19 protein-coding genes are annotated in these 19,499 nt (G+C 44.5%); 4 read left to right on the forward strand and 15 right to left on the reverse strand.

Annotated elements, in window-relative coordinates:
• Positions 1–53 precede the first annotated feature (53 nt).
• The 6 genes from HMPREF0999_RS08745 to HMPREF0999_RS08770 form a co-directional block, all read right to left on the reverse strand.
• Entirely contained in the window at positions 54–1,802 is a 1,749-nt protein-coding gene (locus tag HMPREF0999_RS08745) for a phospho-sugar mutase (RefSeq protein ID WP_008780043.1), read from the reverse strand.
• Between the two features lie 134 nt (positions 1,803–1,936).
• On the reverse strand, positions 1,937–3,625 hold the full coding sequence (locus tag HMPREF0999_RS08750; protein ID WP_005854402.1) for a M23 family metallopeptidase: 1,689 nt from the start codon (positions 3,623–3,625) through the stop codon (positions 1,937–1,939).
• Positions 3,626–3,712: 87 nt separating this feature from the next.
• On the reverse strand, positions 3,713–4,357 hold the full coding sequence (gene pdxH / locus HMPREF0999_RS08755) for a pyridoxamine 5'-phosphate oxidase (protein ID WP_005854404.1): 645 nt from the start codon (positions 4,355–4,357) through the stop codon (positions 3,713–3,715).
• Positions 4,358–4,444: 87 nt separating this feature from the next.
• The gene (locus tag HMPREF0999_RS08760; RefSeq protein WP_005854406.1) at positions 4,445–5,491 is read right to left on the reverse strand and encodes an endonuclease/exonuclease/phosphatase family protein; all 1,047 of its coding nucleotides are present in this window, start codon (positions 5,489–5,491) and stop codon (positions 4,445–4,447) included.
• Between the two features lie 39 nt (positions 5,492–5,530).
• The gene (locus HMPREF0999_RS08765) at positions 5,531–7,018 is read right to left on the reverse strand and encodes a hypothetical protein (RefSeq protein ID WP_005854408.1); all 1,488 of its coding nucleotides are present in this window, start codon (positions 7,016–7,018) and stop codon (positions 5,531–5,533) included.
• 150 nt (positions 7,019–7,168) lie between these two features.
• Entirely contained in the window at positions 7,169–8,626 is a 1,458-nt protein-coding gene (locus HMPREF0999_RS08770) for an aminoacyl-histidine dipeptidase (RefSeq protein ID WP_009275738.1), read from the reverse strand.
• A 147-nt stretch (positions 8,627–8,773) separates the two neighbouring features.
• Here HMPREF0999_RS08770 and HMPREF0999_RS08775 point away from each other — a divergent pair, with 147 nt between their 5' ends.
• Both HMPREF0999_RS08775 and HMPREF0999_RS08780 read left to right on the forward strand, forming a co-directional pair.
• A complete protein-coding gene (locus HMPREF0999_RS08775; RefSeq protein WP_005854411.1) occupies positions 8,774–8,992 on the forward strand; it encodes a hypothetical protein in 219 nt (72 codons plus the stop codon).
• Between the two features lie 25 nt (positions 8,993–9,017).
• Positions 9,018–9,623 carry an OmpH family outer membrane protein gene (locus tag HMPREF0999_RS08780; protein WP_005854413.1) on the forward strand — a complete coding sequence of 202 codons (606 nt, stop codon included), beginning with the start codon at positions 9,018–9,020 and terminating at the stop codon, positions 9,621–9,623.
• Between the two features lie 183 nt (positions 9,624–9,806).
• On the opposite strand, the gene HMPREF0999_RS08785 is transcribed toward HMPREF0999_RS08780, so the two are convergent.
• Both HMPREF0999_RS08785 and HMPREF0999_RS08790 read right to left on the reverse strand, forming a co-directional pair.
• Positions 9,807–10,130 carry a hypothetical protein gene (locus tag HMPREF0999_RS08785; protein ID WP_005854416.1) on the reverse strand — a complete coding sequence of 108 codons (324 nt, stop codon included), beginning with the start codon at positions 10,128–10,130 and terminating at the stop codon, positions 9,807–9,809.
• Entirely contained in the window at positions 10,131–10,436 is a 306-nt protein-coding gene (locus HMPREF0999_RS08790; protein WP_005854418.1) for an FtsB family cell division protein, read from the reverse strand.
• A gap of 69 nt (positions 10,437–10,505) precedes the next feature.
• Here HMPREF0999_RS08790 and HMPREF0999_RS08795 point away from each other — a divergent pair, with 69 nt between their 5' ends.
• Positions 10,506–12,266: a DNA polymerase III subunit gamma/tau gene (locus HMPREF0999_RS08795; RefSeq protein ID WP_005854421.1), complete on the forward strand. Its 1,761-nt coding sequence runs from the start codon at positions 10,506–10,508 to the stop codon at positions 12,264–12,266.
• A gap of 45 nt (positions 12,267–12,311) precedes the next feature.
• Here the strand turns inward: HMPREF0999_RS08795 and aldA are convergent, their stop codons facing one another.
• The 3 genes from aldA to HMPREF0999_RS08810 all read right to left on the reverse strand — a co-directional run bounded on the left by aldA (position 12,312) and on the right by HMPREF0999_RS08810 (position 15,153).
• Positions 12,312–13,748, reverse strand: a complete 1,437-nt coding sequence (gene aldA / locus HMPREF0999_RS08800; RefSeq protein WP_009275739.1) for an aldehyde dehydrogenase — start codon at positions 13,746–13,748, stop codon at positions 12,312–12,314.
• Between the two features lie 190 nt (positions 13,749–13,938).
• Positions 13,939–14,778: a carboxylating nicotinate-nucleotide diphosphorylase gene (gene nadC, locus HMPREF0999_RS08805; protein WP_005854425.1), complete on the reverse strand. Its 840-nt coding sequence runs from the start codon at positions 14,776–14,778 to the stop codon at positions 13,939–13,941.
• A gap of 3 nt (positions 14,779–14,781) precedes the next feature.
• Positions 14,782–15,153 (reverse strand): DUF4783 domain-containing protein, encoded by a 372-nt coding sequence (locus HMPREF0999_RS08810; RefSeq protein ID WP_005854427.1) that lies wholly within the window; start codon positions 15,151–15,153, stop codon positions 14,782–14,784.
• Between the two features lie 88 nt (positions 15,154–15,241).
• On the opposite strand from HMPREF0999_RS08810, the gene rlmH reads away from it, so the two are divergent.
• Positions 15,242–15,715 carry a 23S rRNA (pseudouridine(1915)-N(3))-methyltransferase RlmH gene (gene rlmH / locus HMPREF0999_RS08815; protein ID WP_005854430.1) on the forward strand — a complete coding sequence of 158 codons (474 nt, stop codon included), beginning with the start codon at positions 15,242–15,244 and terminating at the stop codon, positions 15,713–15,715.
• A 107-nt stretch (positions 15,716–15,822) separates the two neighbouring features.
• On the opposite strand, the gene HMPREF0999_RS08820 is transcribed toward rlmH, so the two are convergent.
• The 4 genes from HMPREF0999_RS08820 to HMPREF0999_RS08835 form a co-directional block, all read right to left on the reverse strand.
• Positions 15,823–16,143: a DMT family transporter gene (locus tag HMPREF0999_RS08820; RefSeq protein WP_005854432.1), complete on the reverse strand. Its 321-nt coding sequence runs from the start codon at positions 16,141–16,143 to the stop codon at positions 15,823–15,825.
• A gap of 12 nt (positions 16,144–16,155) precedes the next feature.
• Complete coding sequence (gene aroC / locus HMPREF0999_RS08825; protein WP_005854434.1) at positions 16,156–17,232, reverse strand: chorismate synthase; 1,077 nt, start codon at positions 17,230–17,232, stop codon at positions 16,156–16,158.
• Positions 17,233–17,335: 103 nt separating this feature from the next.
• Positions 17,336–17,911: a peptidylprolyl isomerase gene (locus tag HMPREF0999_RS08830; RefSeq protein WP_005854436.1), complete on the reverse strand. Its 576-nt coding sequence runs from the start codon at positions 17,909–17,911 to the stop codon at positions 17,336–17,338.
• Positions 17,912–17,959: 48 nt separating this feature from the next.
• A complete protein-coding gene (locus HMPREF0999_RS08835) occupies positions 17,960–19,135 on the reverse strand; it encodes a MalY/PatB family protein (RefSeq protein ID WP_010183873.1) in 1,176 nt (391 codons plus the stop codon).
• Positions 19,136–19,499: the final 364 nt, after the last annotated feature.

Here is a 19,499-nt window from a genome sequence, read left to right on the forward strand (position 1 = left end):
AAGAGGCAAGAACGATTCTCGCCCTTGCCTCTATATGTAATAATTAAGTTCGATTAGATCCCTAAAGAAGCCTTGATCTGATTGATCTTTTCTTCTGCCGCTTTCTCTGCCTCCGGCAATTCATCGATACTCTTTACCTTGGAGTGAACCTCGCAATAGAATTTGATCTTCGGTTCTGTTCCGGAAGGACGGATAGATACTTTTGTATTATCTTCCGTGAAGTATTGAAGCACATTAGAGGTAGTAGGCATATCTAATGTAACGGTTTCGTTCTCTGCATAGTCCTTACCTTTCAATGTAGAGTAATCGTAGAAATAAGTTACCTTAGAGCCTGCGATCTCTGTCAACGGGTTCTCACGGAACTTTTTCATCATAGCCTCGATCTCCTCCGCTCCACTCTTGCCTTTCTTCACGACAGAGATACCTTTCTCCTTAGAGAAGCCGTATTCCACGTAAATCTTCTGAAGCAATTGATACAAACTCAAACCTTGATCTTTTGCCCAAGCTGCGATCTCGGCTAAGATAACGCAAGCGGAAACAGCGTCTTTATCGCGAACGAAGTCCTCGCAAAGGAATCCGTAGCTTTCCTCGCCACCACCGATATAGTTTTTCTTGCCTTCGTTCTCACGCATAACGTTAGCGATCCATTTGAAGCCTGTATAAACATCGTACATTTCTACGCCATTACGCTCGGCGATCGTCTTGATCGTCTCTGTCGTAACGATTGTCTTTACGATATATTCTTTACCATTGATCTTACCTAACTCTTTCCAGCGAGTGATTAAATAGTAAACGAACATCAAAGCGGTTTGGTTACCATTCAAAAGTACCCATTCGCCTTCGTTATTCTTAACGGCGGCACCTACACGGTCTGCGTCCGGATCGGAAGCCATTACCAATTCAGCGTCAGTCTCTTTTGCTTTCTCTACAGCCATAGCTAAAGCAGCCGGCTCTTCCGGGTTCGGAGAGATAACCGTCGGGAAATCACCGCTAACAACATCTTGTTCCGGTACATGGATAATGTTCGTGAATCCGTAAGCTTTCAAAGCGGCAGGAACCAATTTAACACCTGTTCCGTGAATTGGAGTATACACGATCTTCATATCCTTATGGCGGGAAATAGCCTCCGGAGACAAAGAAATCGTTGTTAATTCCTTGATATATTCATCATCGATCGCTTGTCCGATGATCTCGATCAATTCTTTATTTCCTTTGAATTTAATCTCGCTAGCGTTACGGATCTTGTTAACCTCGGCGATCGTATTCTTATCGTGCGGGGCGATCATTTGTGCGCCATCATCCCAATAAGCCTTGTATCCGTTGTATTCTTTCGGATTGTGAGAAGCCGTCAAGATGATACCGCTCTGGCATCCCAGTTTACGGATAGCGAATGACATTTCCGGAGTCGGACGTAGGTCTTCGAATAAATAAACCTTGATGCCGTTAGCGGAGAAGATATCGGCTGATATTTCCGCGAACTTACGGCTGTTGTTACGGCAATCGTGGCCGATGACAACCTTTATCTGTTCTAAATCCGCAAATTCCTTTTTCAGATAGTTGGATAAACCTTGGGTAGCTGCGCCAACTGTATATATATTCATACGATTTGAACCTACCCCCATGATTCCGCGCAATCCACCTGTTCCGAATTCTAGGTCTTTATAAAAACACTCGATTAACTCAGTAGGATCTTCGTTGTCAAGTAACGCTTGAACTTGAGCACGAGTTTCCGCATCATAACTTTTCGTAAGCCATCCTTGTGCCTTACTTCTTACCATTTCTAATAAGTCGTTGTTTTCCATGTTTATAATATTATTGTGTTTATTGTTGAGCAATCTACTCAATACGATAAATATACAAGAAACAAATATACGAATTTCTTAAAGTAAAGCAATCAAAGGACTTATATTTTGCCTAAAAAATACGATAAATCGTCCTACCAAGTAAACGGATGTGTATAAATCGACTCATTTCCGCAAGCATCCGTTACGATTAATTTAAGTTCATGCTTGCCTCTTTGCAACCTCTCTTTATCGAAGCGATAGGTAATAACCGATTTATTATTCATCTCGAATAAGACAAACTGCCCGTCTATTTCTCCCCGGTAGGTTTGTACCCCGCTTAAGTTATCGGACAAACGGAATATGAAGTTCTGTTTGCTGACCCACGTCTGTTGGTTGATCGGCGTGATAACCGGAGCCTTTGTATCTTGTTGTATCTTATAACTGCCCAATTCCTTGATATTTGCGTCGATCCAGCCATTACGGTATGTACCGCCCATCCAAGAGGCACGTCCGTTTTGTAAGCGAACCACACCATATTGTTGTTTATTCTCAAGCGTATCGCTTTGCAAGAATAGTGATAACTGGGCCGTTCCATGCAAAGGAATTGGCTTATCGTGCAATATGTGGGTGGCTGATAATGAGGTACTATCTTCTTTCACCGAATAGCGGAAGTAGAGGTCATTATATAGATTACCTTTAGGCATGACGAGACGGATGCCTTTAGCGCCGAACCTATTCTCGCTACCCCAATGGAATAATTCTGTATGAGTCGTATCGATCTGGGGGATCTCTTGTTTCTTTCCCTCGATCCAGATGGATAAACGGGTGGCATTGCCGAAAGCGTCAGCAAGTGTATACGTCAAATGATAGGTACGAGGTTCATCTATACGCAAGATTCCCCGGTTTACGCTTTCAAGGAAGCGTAGACGGTTTCCCGGCTCGATGAAACTACGCATATAGAAAGAGCGATGATCTTTCCATTCTTCGTAATCTGTGAATGTGTTCAGATAACGGGTCTCGTCAAATGCGAACTTATCAAGATTACTATGGAAAATCACTTGGCTGTCTGCCGTGAGCGTGATTTCTCGTACGCCATAAATGTTAGTCGTATTATCCATATAATCATAGGCTTTTACAGCGAGCCCTATTTCTCCCCATGCCTCGATTTTTCCAGTGATTGTCTGTTTCCCGTTTTTCGCCGTGACGGGTTTTATCTCAAGCTTCTTGCTTTTGCCGTTTACTACGCCTTTTCCTTCGATGGGGACGATCTGTATTCCTTGGATTTTAGGAGGACGGGTATCGGTTATCCGATCCGAGAAATAATCCAAGGGGTCCATGACTTCCTCGGTCTCGGTGTCTCGTACCTCAAAATGGAGATGAGGTCCACCAGAGCTTCCGGTATTGCCGCTTAACGCTACGACTTCATTTTTCTCGACAGGAAGCAAATCCGGCGTAAGGAAGAGATTTACATTGAAACTTTCTTGTGCGTATTGTTGCTCTTTTACATAATTCGCTATTTTCTTCGAGAATTTTTGTAGATGGCCGTATACGGTGGTCGTTCCATCCGGGTGTGTGATGTAAAGCCCGTTACCGTAGCCCCATGGACTTACGGATATACGTGATACGTATCCTTCTTGTACCGTATGTACGGGTTTACCTTCTACCCCTTGTGTCTTGAAGTCTATTCCGGAATGGAAATGATTGCTTCTTAACTCACCGAAGTTCCCGCTCAGTAAGATCGGGAAATCGAAAGGATTCCTAAGTTGCTGGGCGTTTGTGTTGATTATGTGGGAGCCGATGATTGCGAATAGACCGGCTAGATATATGGATCTAATATTCATAGGTATTACGTATTTTGACAGACAAAGATAATCGTTTTCGATGAATTATCTATCTCTTATCCTTTGGTATCGGACTTGTACCTGATTTCATGGGGCGAGCCTTTCTTTTTTCCAATGGCCGTCCGGTTGAAGGGTATATACTATGCGATCATGAAGCCGGTTGGGCCTACCTTGCCAGAACTCGATACGTTCGGGAATGACGGCATACCCGCCCCAGTGAGCCGGACGCTCCACTTCTTTTCCAATCCAACGAGCTGCCTCTCTAATGAAAGCTCGTATAAGTTGCATACGGCTGCCGATGGGTTGACTTTGTGGGGATATACGAGCTCCGATCCGGCTTTTATACGGGCGTTTTTTGAAATATTGATCCGATTCATCCGGGGGGACTTTTTCAGCCGTACCTTCGATATGTACCTGCCTTTCTAATTGATGCCATACAAACGAAAGAGAGATTGCCGGGTTTTGTGCCAGTTGCCTGCCTTTTCGGCTTTCGTAGTTGGAGTAGAAAATAAACTTATCATCATGCAGGTCCTTTAATAAGACGGTACGGGTGGAAGGTTTGCCTTCTGGAGATACGGTCCCTACTAGCATGGCCGTGGGTTCATCTACTTTGCTGTCTATAGCCTCTTGTAACCATTGACTGAAAAGCAAGAATGGGTTATCCGGAAGTTCGCTTTCCCTTAATCCTCCTTTTGTGTATTCTTGCCGGATTGAGGCGAGATTTATTTCCATATGTGTTCTGTTTGCTTGTTGACTACATAGCTTTTCTTCTTTAATAGGATAACAAGAGATCGGAAAAAAGGTTTCAAGGTTTTCTTTTCAGCGTTTGATCTGAGAACGTATTAGAAAATCGACTGTTAATGGTAAATGGTCACTAAAACCGCCCTCATATTTAAAGCCGTAATAGGTTCGAAAAGGACGTACCCCCCGCCATGTTTTATCCTTAGTCAATAAAAAATCAGGAGCGAATATGTGGATGCTTTCCGGAATGATATGCATGGAAGACTCTTGCGTGATGAGATCCCGGTTTACGATTATTTGATCGAGTTGGCTCCATTCGCCTTGGTATTTATGACTACCCGGGAATTGAGTTATATGGGGGCTTGCGAACAAATTATAATAGGTACAAGATGTGGAATCTGTGATCTGCGTATTTTCAGGAAAGGCTTGGGCAGCGAATATCTCGGAAATACTTCTGTCTTGAGGGGTATCATTGAAGTCTCCCATAATGAGTATCTGCGGCTTTTCTCGTATCAGTAACAGGGAATCGCTAGATCCCCGTAAAGTGCGGGCCGCGTCAAAACGATCCTTTTCACTTTCTTTTTCTCCTCCGTAGCGGGAGGGGAAATGACACACGAAAACATCTAAGGTATCGCCTGTTATGATCTTTCCATATACGTGTAGGATATCTCGGGTTAATTTGTGTTTGTTCCCGGAAAAACGAATTGGAATGGATTCATGTCGTAAATAAAAGAATTGATCTCGTTGATAAAGAAGAGCGACATTAATACCTCTGGGATCGGGGCTTTGAGTGATAATATATCGGTAATCCTGCCAGCGGAGCGGTGTGCGACGGGTAAGATGAGACAGGACGGAGTCATTCTCGACTTCGCAAAGAGCTATTAAGGCCGGTGTGCTCCATTCCCCGGCAGCGCTTATTACTTTCGCTATTTGTTGTAGCTTATGATAGTAGCGGCTTTGTGTCCAGTACCGGTTGCCGGAAGGTAGAAATTCATCGTCATTCTTGGTTGGATTATCCCTTGTGTCGAAAAAGTTCTCCACATTATAGGTCATGACTTTGAACGTAGCTTGGGCAAATAACGGAGGGGAGGCAAAGAATAAAAGAAAAAACATAAAAATCTTCATAGTTAAAGCTTTGATTAATTGTTAATATGTAATGTATTCTTATTCGTTTGAATCTTCGGTCTCTTCCTGAACAAACTCGTAGGCTCCTATGGTCGGGCCGTTCGAACTGGTTAGCCGGTTGACACCGTAACGATCGATCGGATAATTCTTCGTTATCTCGGGATCTGCTTTTCCGACTCCGGTAGTCGATACGGAATCTGGCCGGAAATCATAGGTGTATTTATTTTGCTTGCCTCCTACTTTCCGATAGGAAGGAGTCTTTTTGATAAACAAGACCTCCTTGAAGTGATCGCTGGAGGATTCTTTGGCTTTAAGCGCACAGTGATTGAACCGATAATCGAAATCTGTACTGCCATCTGCTTTTAATTCGACATCGTAACTTCCATCGATAGTGCAATTGTCAAAATAAGCTTGCGTGATAGGATACGGGCCATTTCCGTCTACTGTTACGTTATTGAGCAAGTACAGGCATTTACTATCCAAAGGAACAGTCTCGCTGGCCATTTCCCTTTTGGTTAAACTCATGTAATTAGCCATCGTACAGTGAGCGAAGTAATATTTACCACCGACTAAAGTGAGTACACTTCCTCCGGCATTGCTGAATTCCGTATTTGTAGCGATAACATCACAATTGATGGCGAAGAATAGATCGCTCCCCATATTCGTGATCTGTGAGTTGTTTATCTTGATCTTTGGCCGGTCCGGGGTGGAAGGCTCGCAATATACACCGGAGGTACCATTACGTACGATTACATTATCCCAGACATTCCCGTAGCTATCCGCCTTAAAGGTAATGCCTCCCCATTGTCCGGGAGTCCGGTCATACGGTAATATATCATTTAGTATATAATCCAAACGGTCGCCTCGGAAAGTGATAGGCTCATCCAAGGTGCCTAAAGCGTTCATGGAGCCGTGAACGATCAGGCTCGCTTTATCATGCATATAGAAAGTAGCCCCCTTCTCGATATTCAATGAAACCCCTTTAGCGATAACCAAACTATCGTAGATCAAATAAGGACGATTGGCCGTGAGGATAGAATCTTTTGTAATCGTAACACCGCCTTTGTAAAGATTAACATCCTGCCCATAGGCTTCCAATAATACGGATTGACGGATGCCATTCACGGTGAAAAGTACGGAATCCTGTATCAACAGAGGTTGATTGCCCCCATTCGGATCGACCGTTACTTCCACGAATACATACATGCTGTCGTTGGCGAGTATTCCTACATTATTAAATGAGCTACCTTTGCGTCCATCCACATTCATGCGGAAGCCGGTAGACTCTCCACTGGCCAGCATGATGGACTCAATGCTCAGAGGTTCACTATTTTTATTGTAGATCATAAATTGACGGGTGGTAGAACCGATCGTACTGAAGATCGTGTCAAAAGCGAGCGTGTCTGTCGAGAAGCTTAGCCGGTAAGTCGGGTTAGTGGAATAATGATCATCCAAACCGTCGCATGCCGGAAGCATGTTCAACAGAAGCGTCGCGAGTATAAATAGCGTTATCGTTAATCTTTTCATTTTCGTAAATGTTAACTGTAAATATCTTGTGTTCTTGTTTCAATAGATAAACAAAATTATCATAAAAAAGTTGCAAGACATTAACATAAAAAAAGAGGATAGACACGGTTATCGTGTCTTTCCTCTTTTTATAACGCAAAAAACGTTGGTTTATTTTGCGGGGATGCTCTTTAATAATTCAAGAAGGTGGCTCCACCATAAACCGACCGTAGCGATCTCGATACGCTCGTTGGGTGAATGTACGTCACGCAAAGTAGGCCCGAAAGAGATCATATCCAGTTTCGGATATTTTTCCAAGAACAAACCGCACTCTAATCCGGCGTGGATGGCCATGATCTTGGCGTCTTTGTTGAATAGGCGTTTGTAAGTCTCCTGTGCAATCTTCAAGATCTTAGAGTCGGGGTTCGGGGCCCATCCCGGATAGCCGTCGCCATGTTTTACATCTGCTCCAGCCAATAGGAACGTGGAGGCTACCGTATTGGCGATAGCGATCTTGCATGATTCGATAGAGCTACGCTGGCTGGTACCGATCAAGATCGTATTGCCTTCTTTCATCTTTATGGAAGCAAGGTTGGTAGAAGTCTCTACCAAGCCTTCTATATCGTGGCTCATACCGATTACGCCGTGCGGACAAGCGTGTAAGGCGTAGATTAATTTCTCGGCGGTGGCATTGTCTATATGGTACTCCGGACGATCCGTGGACTCCATCGCTAACTGAACGTTCGGATCTACATGTTTCAACTCATTTTCAACGTCGGCGGCGAAATGGTTCAGCAAGATACGTACATCCTCCTTATTTTCCGGATGCAAGCCGATTACGGCGTGTGCCTCGCGAGCGATTGCGTTACGTAAGTTTCCTCCATCGATAGAGCAAAGAACGAAATCATATTTCTTTTTCAATAAGAATAAGAAACGAACCAAGATCTTGTTGGCATTGCCTAATCCTTTGTGGATCTCGCCACCGGAGTGACCGCCATTCAGCCCTTTCACGTCGATACGGAAATACTGCATCTTATCGGACGTAGGAACTGGCTCGTAATGGAAAGTCGCTTGTGTGTCTTTACCTCCGGCGCAACCCATAAAGATCTCTCCCTCGTCCTCGCTATCGAGATTTAACAAGATATCTCCGGTCATGAAACCTTCTTTCAAGGCTTTCGCTCCAGTCAAACCTGTTTCTTCGTCTACCGTGAACAAACATTCGATCGGACCGTGTTGGATATCATCGGAGGCAAGCAAAGCCAACTCGGCCGCTACACCGATACCATTATCGGCTCCCAAAGTAGTGCCGTTGGCACGCAGCCATTCGCCGTCGACGATCGTCTCGATCGGATCATTGTCGAAATCGTGTTTCGTACCGTTATTTTTCTCGCAAACCATATCCATGTGAGACTGCAATACGACTACCGGACGATCCTCCATTCCCGGAGTGGCAGGCTTTGACATTAAAAGGTTGCCGGCTTCATCTTTCTTGATAGCTATTTTGTACTCTTTCGCGAATGATTCTAGGAATTCAATCATTTTGCCTTCCTTTTTTGAGGGGCGAGGCACTTGGGTTACTTGATGGAAGAACTTCCATACGATAGTAGGCTTTAAATCAGTAATCTTCATAATGTTACAATGTATTATAGATGTTACTCTAAAGTTAATAAAACCGCAACTGAAAGAGCTTAGTTCGAAAAAAAGTAGAATAAAATGCCAAAAAGACACTTAGTAATCACTTAAACTCTTATATTTGCGTCCACAAATATAGAGAAAATGCTTACAACGTTATTATTTACGGTCATAATTCTTGTTATCAGCGTCGTGTTGCTATCGATAAAAGTGCTGTTGAAAAAGGGAGGAAGGTTCCCGAATACGCATATCGAAGGAAACAGGGCGTTGGGTAAGAAAGGTATATTTTGTGCGAAGACCATGGATCGTATGGCGGTGAAGCAAAAGGGACTCTATGACATCATGAACGAAATAAAAGAATAAAAAAATAAGATTTAAATTGCACTTTATGAAGAACATTAACTACGTTATTAACGGTGTGCTAGCGGTGGCTGTCGTAATCTTGTATATTATGCAATTTTCCGGCAAGAAAGAATCAAGCGTAACAAGAACATTCGCGTCAGCGGGAGACACAACGGCCTTACTTCCGATCGCTTATGTAAATGTGGATTCCCTGTTACTTAATTACAATTATTCCAAGGATCTGAACGAGATCATCTTGAAGAAACAAGAGAATTCCCGTGCTAACATCACCCAGAAAGCCCGTAGTTTACAAGGCGAGATGCAAGATTTCCAGCGTAAGGTAGAAAATAACGCTTTCCTTACCCGTGAGAGGGCGGAGCAAGAGCAACAACGTTTATTGAATAAGCAACAAGAGTTGCAGAACTTAGATAACCAATTGGCTCAAGAGTTGATGCAAGAGCAGCAGAAGTTGAACGAGCAATTACGCGATACGGTTGTTTCTCAATTGAAGGCTTTCAATCTGGGTAGAGGCTATCAAGTGGTATTCAGCAATACGGTAGGAGATAATATCCTTTTGGCTGGCGATTCCTATGATATCACAGGCGAATTGCTGGAATACTTGAATAAGAATTATTCCTCTCCGGCCAAGTAAGCTATTAATAGAATTTATAAAAGAAAGGGTGTATCAAAGGAACGTTTGATACACCCTTTTTTTAACGGTGCTTACCGGGGACTTTATAGAAGATATACTGTATCTGCAAAGTAATATATACTGCGTTGGCCTGGTCAGTATATATTCATCGGTCGGGTCAGTAGCACTGCGTTTTGCGGCCAATTACTCTTTAGGAGTAACGAAAGCGGTATATATCTGTAAGATAGCGGCTACGCTCAAGCAAAGGATCCACTCGGTACGGTTGTTGAACATAAAGCCGGAAGATACGATCATTAGAAGTCCGGCGAATACGTTGAAACGGTGGAGCCGGCGGCGACGAAAGTCCAAGTCCTTAACCGGAAGGGTCAGATAGCAAACGGCTATACCCGCCGCACCGACAGCGAATAAATAAGGGGCGACAGCCCAATGAGTAAGAAACAATATGGCACCGGCTAATACGAGTAATCCCGCTACGCCGAAAATAATCGATCTGATTTGTTGATTCATTTATTTGTCCTTGATAATAAAAACATCCTCGTTCGACCTTTTCATGAAATACTCTTCACGGGCGAAACGTTCCAGTCCCTCCTTGTCCGTATGAAGGTCGTTTAATTTCTTGCTGTTGATCTCGATCTCCTTTTGGTAATGTTTGATCTCTTTCTCCAAACCGCGTATTTTCTCGTCGTACGTATAGCGTTTATACAGGCTGCTATCGCCCACCGTAAAGGTGACGATAAGGAACACGATGGTAACCAACCAATAAGCGTTGATCCACGATAGATACTTTATGTAAAACTCTTTTATGCGTGACATCAGAACATCGTTTTCGCGAAGATAATGAATTATTTTGTTTATCTTTGTCTTATCAATAAAAAGCAGAGAATGGATAATTATATTGTATCGGCAAGAAAATATCGCCCGTCCACTTTCCGGAGTGTAGTAGGGCAGAAGTCTCTTACCACTACGCTGAAAAACGCGATACAAAGTAACAAATTAGCGCATGCTTACCTGTTTTGCGGTCCTCGTGGAGTAGGAAAGACCTCGTGTGCCCGTATCTTTGCGAAGACGATCAATTGCTTGAATCCGACGGCGGATGGCGAGGCTTGCAATGCGTGCGAGTCGTGCCGGGCTTTCAATGAGCAGCGTTCTTACAATATCCATGAACTGGATGCCGCCTCGAATAACTCGGTGGACGATATCCGTACCTTGATCGACCAAGTGCGTATCCCGCCTCCAATCGGTAAATACAAAGTCTTCATTATTGACGAGGTCCATATGTTGACAACCGCCGCTTTCAACGCATTCTTGAAGACATTGGAGGAACCTCCGCATCATGCTCTCTTTATCTTGGCTACGACCGAGAAGCACAAGGTGCTTCCCACGATCCTTTCCCGTTGTCAGATCTATGATTTCTCCCGTATATCCATCGCCGACATGGTGGAGCATTTGCAATATGTCTCTTCGCAAGAGGGGGTAACAGCGGAACCGGAAGCCTTGAACGTGATCGCTCAGAAGGCGGATGGAGGTATGCGCGACGCTTTGTCTATCTTTGACCAAGTGGTAAGTTTCACGAATGGCAATATCACGTATCAAGCGGTTATCGATAACTTGAACGTGCTGGATTATGAGTATTATTTTCGTCTGACAGATGCGATCTTATCCGGCAATGTGCGGGCTTCTTTATTGATCTTGAATGAGATATTAGGCAAAGGATTCGACGGGCAGAATATCATAACCGGTTTGGCTGGGCATTTCCGGGACTTATTGGTATGCCGGGATGAGTCCACCTTGGTGCTATTCGAGGTGGGTGCTTCTATACGTGAACGATATAAGGAGATGGCGAAACATTGTCCGGATCAACTTCTGTTCAAGGCGATAGAGCTGGCGAATACGTGCGATTTGAATTATCGTGCCAGCCGCAATAAGCGTCTTTTATTGGAATTGACGTTGATTCAGCTCTGTCAATTAACACAGGTAGCCGCCGACGATAAAAAAAAAGCGTTAATTGAGCCGATTGCTGGGACGAATCCGTCTTCTCAAGCGGTGAATAGCGGGAAGCCTCAACAGCCGCCTCAAGCTCCTTCAGTTACGGCAGCGGCCGGTGCTCCACAAGTTATGAGTACGCACATGCCGAGCTCGGTTCCTGCGCCACCTCCGTCTACAGCGCCTAATTCGGTTCGTAGAACGGCTCGTCCGATGGGAATCTCCATGAAGGAGATCGGAGTGGAGAAGCCTAAGCAACAAACCGTTCAACAAGCGACAACGAACGTAAAGGAGGTAGTAACTCCCTTTGACAATGATTCCTTGGTTCGTGAATGGGATAATTACGCCGCAACGATTGACAAGAAAGTGTATCTTAAGAATACGATGATCAATTGCAAGCCTACCTTGCAAGAGAATTATTATTTCGAGGTAGCCGTACATAACCCGGGGCAGCAAGAGGAATTGATCAATAATGCGATCCATATCCTGCCATTTCTCCGCCAGCATCTTACTAATAGCCGTATCCAGATGCGTGTCCGGATCGTAGAGGGAAATGAGAAGCATTTGGCTTATACATCCACGGAGAAGCTAGAGTTGCTGATGAAGATAAATCCTACCTTGGGTCGTTTGAGGGATGAATTTAATTTGACGTTAGATTAAGTAGATATGCTAAAGATCCCAAGAAGGGATCTTTAGTCTTATTTTTTATTCCTTTGTCTCAAGATAAACCACTTGAGTTTGCAAATACTCCTCAAGTCCATGTTTTCCATCCGCGCCACCGATTCCGGATTTACGCCATCCTGCATGGAAGCCTTGCATAGCCTCAAAATTCTCACGGTTAATATAAGTCTCCCCGAATTTTAAGGAACGCATTACCTTGAATGCGTTATCCAAGTTTTGTGTATATACGGAAGATGTCAATCCATATTCGCAATCATTCGCCCATGCGATAGCGTCGTTGATATCTGAATATTCGACAACCGGCAGTATGGGGCCAAAAGTCTCTTCTTGTATGATATCCATTTTCTGTGTAACACAATCCAAAACGGTCGGTTCGAAGAAATATCCTTTTGTACCGATCCTATGGCCACCACACAGTAGCCTAGCACCTTGTTGGATCGCTCTCTCTACTTTTTTCTCCATAGACTCCAACGCGCTGGCTTCAATAAGCGGTCCCATATCCAGATCCGCGACCTCATTGGGATTTCCTACTTTTACCTGCTTCATGCCGGCGACTAGTTTTTCCATGAAGGTCTCTTTTATCGCTTTGTCTACATAAACCCGTTCGGCACAATTACATACCTGTCCGGTATTGATCACACGAGAGGCAATAATAGACTTAACAGCAAGATCGATATCTGCGTCCTTCATCACGATAGCCGGGGCTTTACCTCCTAACTCCAGAGAAACTTTCGTGATATTAGGAGCGGCAGCTGCCATGGTTTGTTGTCCGGCTCTCACGCTTCCTGTCAGACTAACCATACCTACTTTCGGATTCGCCGCGAGTTCATGCCCAATCACGCTACCCCGTCCATTTACCAGATTGAAAACGCCGGCAGGCAAACCTGCCTCCTCCACGATCTGTGCGAATACGTATGCGTTCTCTGGCGTAAGCTGGCTAGGTTTTATCACGATCGTATTTCCGGTGATCAAGGCCGGAGCGGCTTTACGAGCGACTAGAAAGAATGGGAAATTCCAAGGTAGGATACCTGTCGTTACTCCAATCGGTCTCTTAAATAAGAAAATGTTTTCATGAGGGCGGTCACTGGGAATGATTTCCCCTTCGTACCGACGGGCCCAGCCTGCCATGTAATCCATATAATCTGCGGTAAAAAGAACTTCAACATTGGCGAGTCCTTGGGTTTTGCCTCCTTCACGGACGATGATGTCGGTCAGTTCCTTCTCTCTCTTACGGATGCCTGCCGCTATCTTTGTCAGATAAGCCGCCCTTTCTATAGAGGGTGTTCTTTCCCATTGATTCTGCGCTTTCTCTGCGGCATCGATTGCTTTTCTGGCATCTTCAACCGTCCCGTCAGGCATCAGTGAAATAACCTCTTCGGTAGAAGGATTCAATACCTTGATCCATTTCCCAGACTCATTCTCAATGAATCTGCCATCTATAAACATTTTCAATTCTTTCATGATACTATTTTTAGGTTGAATAATTTGTTCTTAAAAGTACGGGAAAGGAAGGAATGGCAATGTTTTAAAAATGATAATAGTTCTATCAGAAATGATAGTGAATCAAGATAATAGGGTAGATATAGGAAAAACAGCCTCAAGAAGTTGATCTTCTCAAGGCTGTTTTTTTATAGAATGATCGTTTTTCGTTTTAGCAGGCTTTGAAGCTCATGTCCAAGCTCTTCACGGAGTGAGTCAAAGCCCCTACGGAGATGAAGTCTACGCCACATTCTGCGTAATCACGTAATGTGTCGAACGTGATACCGCCGGAAGACTCTACCTCAAAACGTCCGTTGATGCGGCGAACCGCTTCTTTTGTATTCTCGATATTGAAATTATCCAACATGATACGATCGATACCGCCTACTTTCATGGCTTGTTCCAACTCGTCGAAGTTACGAACCTCGATCTCGATCTTTAGGCTCTTTCCTTTCTCTTTCAGATAGTTTTGCGCACGTGTGATCGCTTGCTCGATGCCGCCGGCGAAATCCACATGATTATCTTTCAATAAGATCATATCGAACAAACCGATGCGATGGTTCATGCCGCCACCGATACGTACGGCCTCTTTCTCGATCATACGCATACCGGGAGTTGTCTTGCGAGTATCTAGAACGTGTGTCTTGGTGCCTTCTAACGCCTTGGCGTATTTACGAGTCGTAGTAGCGATACCGCTCATGCGTTGCATAACGTTCAGCATCAACCGCTCGGTCTGCAATAAGGATTGGATCTTACCTTCCACCACGAACGCTATATCCCCTTTTTTCACTTCGGCTCCGTCTTGTATAAAGACCGTCATTTTCAGTTCCGGATCGAAGTCGTGGAAGATACGTTTAGCCATTTCCACGCCGGCCAATACGCCATCTTCCTTGATGATCAGCTGGCTTTTCCCCATCGCTGTCTCGGGGATGCAACATAAGGTGGTATGATCGCCATCGCCAATATCCTCGGCAAACGCTAATTTGATTAAGTCGTCAATAAGTTTGTCCATCTTTTATTCTATTCTGATTGATTGTATGATCGCTGTATTCCCTTCGGCACGGTACGTGATGTTTACACGGTACTCACCGGAAGACGTCGGAAGCTTTCCGACAAGGAAACCGCTTTCCTTTTTATCCGCATGATGTACGACCGAGAATCCGGAAGGCTTATTCGAACTGAAAAATGAGGACAACATAGAGACGGCCTCACTTCCGTTACATTTCTTAGAGGAACTGGGCAAGGCTACATCCACCACCTTATCCATAGCACCGGATAGAGAGGAGGCATTTCCTGCCTTGAAAGCATTTGATATACTGGTAATATCCGCCGCCTGCGCACATACGAACGCGAATATCAAGGCGAATGTAAGTAAGAGTCGTTTCATAAGCTTTCTTTATTTTATTGAGTAATTAGTGGCAAAGGTATGTATTTTTCTTGTAACTTAGCCTTTCTAAACATGTAAATGTAAGTAGATGAAGATTGGACTGATTGTGATTGGTAAGACGGATGCCGGTTATTTTGTGGAGGCTATCAATGAGTATAAAAATCGCTTGACACATTATATACCCTTTGAAATGGAAGTCATACCGGATATAAAGAACGTGAAGAATCTCTCTGAGGCGCAGCAAAAGGAGAAGGAGGGAGAATTGATTTTAAAGGCCTTGCAGCCCGGCGATTATTTGGTGTTGCTGGATGAGAAAGGGAAGGAGTTTACCTCCATGCAATTTTCTACTTATCTGGAAAAGAAAATGCATACGGTCCCGAAACGCTTGGTATTTGTGGTAGGCGGTCCTTACGGTTTTAGTGAAGCTGTGTATAAGGCGGCATCGGAAAAGATCTCGTTGAGCAAGATGACTTTTTCCCACCAGATGATCCGACTGATCTTTATCGAGCAGATTTACCGGGCAATGACGATCTTGAATAACGAGCCTTATCATCACGAGTAGTTGCGTCGGTTAACGGCAGTATAGGCGTAGCCCTATACCTATACTGCCGTAAGCTCACGCCTATACTGGCGTAGCCTTACGGCAATACTGGTGTTTTTTTACCCGGATTAATGGACTAATTTCAACCCGACGATCCCTATCAATATCAAAGATAAGAACAATAACCTGAATATATTTGCGGAATCATGGAAAAACAAGATTCCAAGAAGAACAGTCCCTATAGCCCCGATCCCGGTCCAGATTACATAAGCCGTACCGATTGGGATGCTTTTCTGGGCGAGATATAAGAAATAGCCGCTTAAGCCCATGGATAAGATCGATAAACCTATAAACCAAATAAAATATTTGGAATGCATACTTGCTAATTTAAAGCCCAGCGGCCAGCCGATCTCGAATAATCCGGCTATAATTAACAGAATCCAAGCCATATAGAATTAGTCTTAAAAGTTTTCCCGTGTCTTTTGGATCAATAAATAATCCAATAAAGTCATGGCGGTCATAGACTCGACGATAGGTACCGCACGAGGCAATACGCATGGATCATGACGTCCGCGTGCCTTTAATATCGTATCCTCTCCCTCCATATTAACCGTTTCTTGTTCCATCAAGATCGTAGCGACCGATTTAAAGGCTACCCGGAAATAAATATCTTGTCCGTTGGATATCCCTCCTTGGATACCGCCGGAATTATTGGTACGAGTATTGATATGCCCGTTATCATTGAAAAAGCGATCGTTCCTTTCCGATCCGCGGAAGAAGGCGGCGTTGAATCCGTCTCCATACTCGAAGCCTTTCACGGCGTTGATCGTAAGCATCGCATGTCCCAACGCGGCATGTAACTTGCCGAACACAGGCTCTCCCAATCCGACGGGAACCCCTTTCGCCACACAGGTAATAACACCGCCGATCGTATCTCCTTTTGATTTGACCTCAGCGATCAAGGTTTCCATCTCTGAGGCGGTCTTCGGGTCCGGGCAACGTACATCGCTCTTTTCCGTCAAGCTTAAATCATAATCTTGGTAACTACCCGCTAATTTGATCGGGCCGACCTGCGAGGTATAAGCTTGAATCTGTATGCCGTATTGCTTAAGGGCGAGTTTAGCGATAGCCCCAGCCACGCAACGAGCGATCGTTTCCCGGGCGGACGAACGTCCACCTCCACGGGGATCACGGATTCCATATTTCGTTTGATAGGTATAATCAGCATGGGAAGGACGGTAAACCGTTTTCATATTGTCATAGTCAGAGGAATGTTGGTTTTTGTTCCAGATGATGAAACCTATCGGCGTACCGGTTGTCTTTCCCTCGTAGATACCAGAAAGAAACTGTACCTCATCATCCTCTTTACGGGGGGTCGTGATACGGGATTGTCCCGGTTTACGACGGTTCAGCTCTTGCTGGATGAATGCCGTATCTAATTCGATCCCGGCTGGGCATCCGTCGATCACGCCGCCGATACCGGGGCCGTGCGATTCGCCGAACGATGTTAATCTATAAATATTACCAAAAGTATTCACCGTTTTGTCTAATTGAAAATTGAAAACTGAAAATTGAGAATCAAAAGCCGATGATTAGGCACTTCTCCTAATTTTCAATTTTCAATTCTCAATTTCCCTTTATTTAGTGGCATCCACCACAACCGCAGCCACCCTCGTGGTTATCGCCACAATCGCTACCGCAATCGTCGCAACCGCAACTGCATCCACCTGCGGGAGCGGAGAAGGCAGCGATCTCTTCCGCTGTCGGTTCGTGTACGTCGATTACCTCGCCGCTGAAATGCAAAGTCTCGCCAGCCAACGGATGGTTGAAGTCCATTACCACGATATCATCCTTCACTTCCAATACGGAGCCGTTCATACGGTTGCCATTAGAATCCATCATCGGTACGGTATTACCTTCCTTGATCATCTCGGCGTCGAATTTACCGTCTACCTCGAAGATATTCTTCGGAAGATCCAATACGTGCTCCTCGTTATATTCGCCATAAGCCTCGGCTGGCTCGATGGAGAAGTTGAACGTGCCACCTACTTCCAGCCCGTTCAAGGCTTTCTCGAATGCCGGAAGCATCATGCCTGTTCCGTAGATGAATTTCAAAGGAGCCTCGACCGTCGCTTTTTCCATTAACTCACGTTCTTCACCTTCGCCAACGTTCAGGTCGTATGTAACCGCAACGTATTTGTTTGCTGTAATTTTCATTTGTCTTGTATTTTAAATATGTATAGAAATGCTCGCAAAGATACGATTTTATTTCTTATCCACCGCCTTTTTAAGAGCGTTCATCGCTTTATCTAAAACAGAGCGGGGGCAGCCAATGTTCAAACGCATATGGCCTTCTCCCCCGGGGCCGAAGATACTTCCGTCGTTCAACGCTAGTCCGGCTTTGTCTTTGAACAGGTGTACTAGTTCATCTTGACTTAATTTCAGTTCCCTGCAATCCAACCAAACGAGGAAGGAGGCTTGGGGTTGGTAGACTTTTATCTTGGGGAGATGCTGTTTCATAAACTCTTCCACGAAACGTACATTCTCCATGATATACATTCGCATTTGTTGCAACCATTCGGCGCCATAGGTATAAGCGGCGGTCGTCGCTGTATAAGCGAAGATCGTGCCATCGCCAAACTCTCCGGCCTCAAGGAAAGAGTAAAATTCTTCCCGGATGCGATCATTGGGTACGATTGCGTAGGAAGTCACGATACCGGCGATATTGAACGTCTTGCTCGGTGCCATGAAAGTCACGCTGCAGGAAGCGGCGGTATCCGATACGGAGGCGAACGGGTAATGCGTGTACTGAGGATAGGCCATTTCCGCATGAATCTCATCGGAGATAACCAAAATATTGTGCTTGGCGCAAATATCGGCCAAGCGGACCAAGGTTTCCTTTTTCCAGACGATCCCACCCGGATTGTGAGGGTTGCAGAGGATCAATACCTTGCATTTATCATCTATAATAGATTCAAGATGATCGAAATCCATCTCATAAACACCATCTACCATCTTTAGCGGATTATAAACGACCTCACGCTTCATTTTTTCCGGAACGATGCGGAACGGATGATAAACAGGGGGCTGGATGATGACCTTATCTCCTTTTTGCGTAAAGCATTGGATAGCGAAAGCGATTCCCTTTACGATTCCCGGGATATAGCTGATCCATTCCCGTTGTATTTTCCAGTTATGTTTGTAGTGTACCCAATTGATGATACTCTCGTAATACTCGTCGGAGCCGAATGTATAGCCGAATATCTCGTGCTCACAACGTTTCTTCAGGGCCTCTACAATAAAGTCCGGTGTGCGGAAATCCATATCCGCCACCCATAGTGGTATCAGATTCTCGTCACCGAACATCTCTTTCAAACGGTCGAATTTCACGCAACTCGTCCCATGCCGTTCGATAACTTCGTCGAAGTTGTAGTGTTTCATATTTTTATTAACGATCAGTTTCTTAATTGCTATTGGGGTCAAAGATACAAATTATTATATTTATTGTTTATCCAAATCAAAATATGAAATGCTGTGTATTAGGAAATCGGCGATATATTTAATGAACCGTTTACTTAAACGGCTTATCAAACCGTGAACTGACGAAATGTCAAAGTGCTATTATTGCTCTCTGTGGGTGATGAATTATGGGGGGGCTTGGTCGTGCGAAAAAAAACGCGAGCATTTGATAGTTGCGTAAATCAGAATGATGTTTAAATGAATGTGTTGCCGGTCTTTTTTAGGATTAATGCTTGCTGGGCTGTCTGTCAGTTATCTGTTTGAGGCTATCTTTGTCTAAAAGTCA

Source organism: Parabacteroides sp. D25 (assembly GCF_000307475.1).
Lineage (GTDB): Bacteria > Bacteroidota > Bacteroidia > Bacteroidales > Tannerellaceae > Parabacteroides > Parabacteroides distasonis.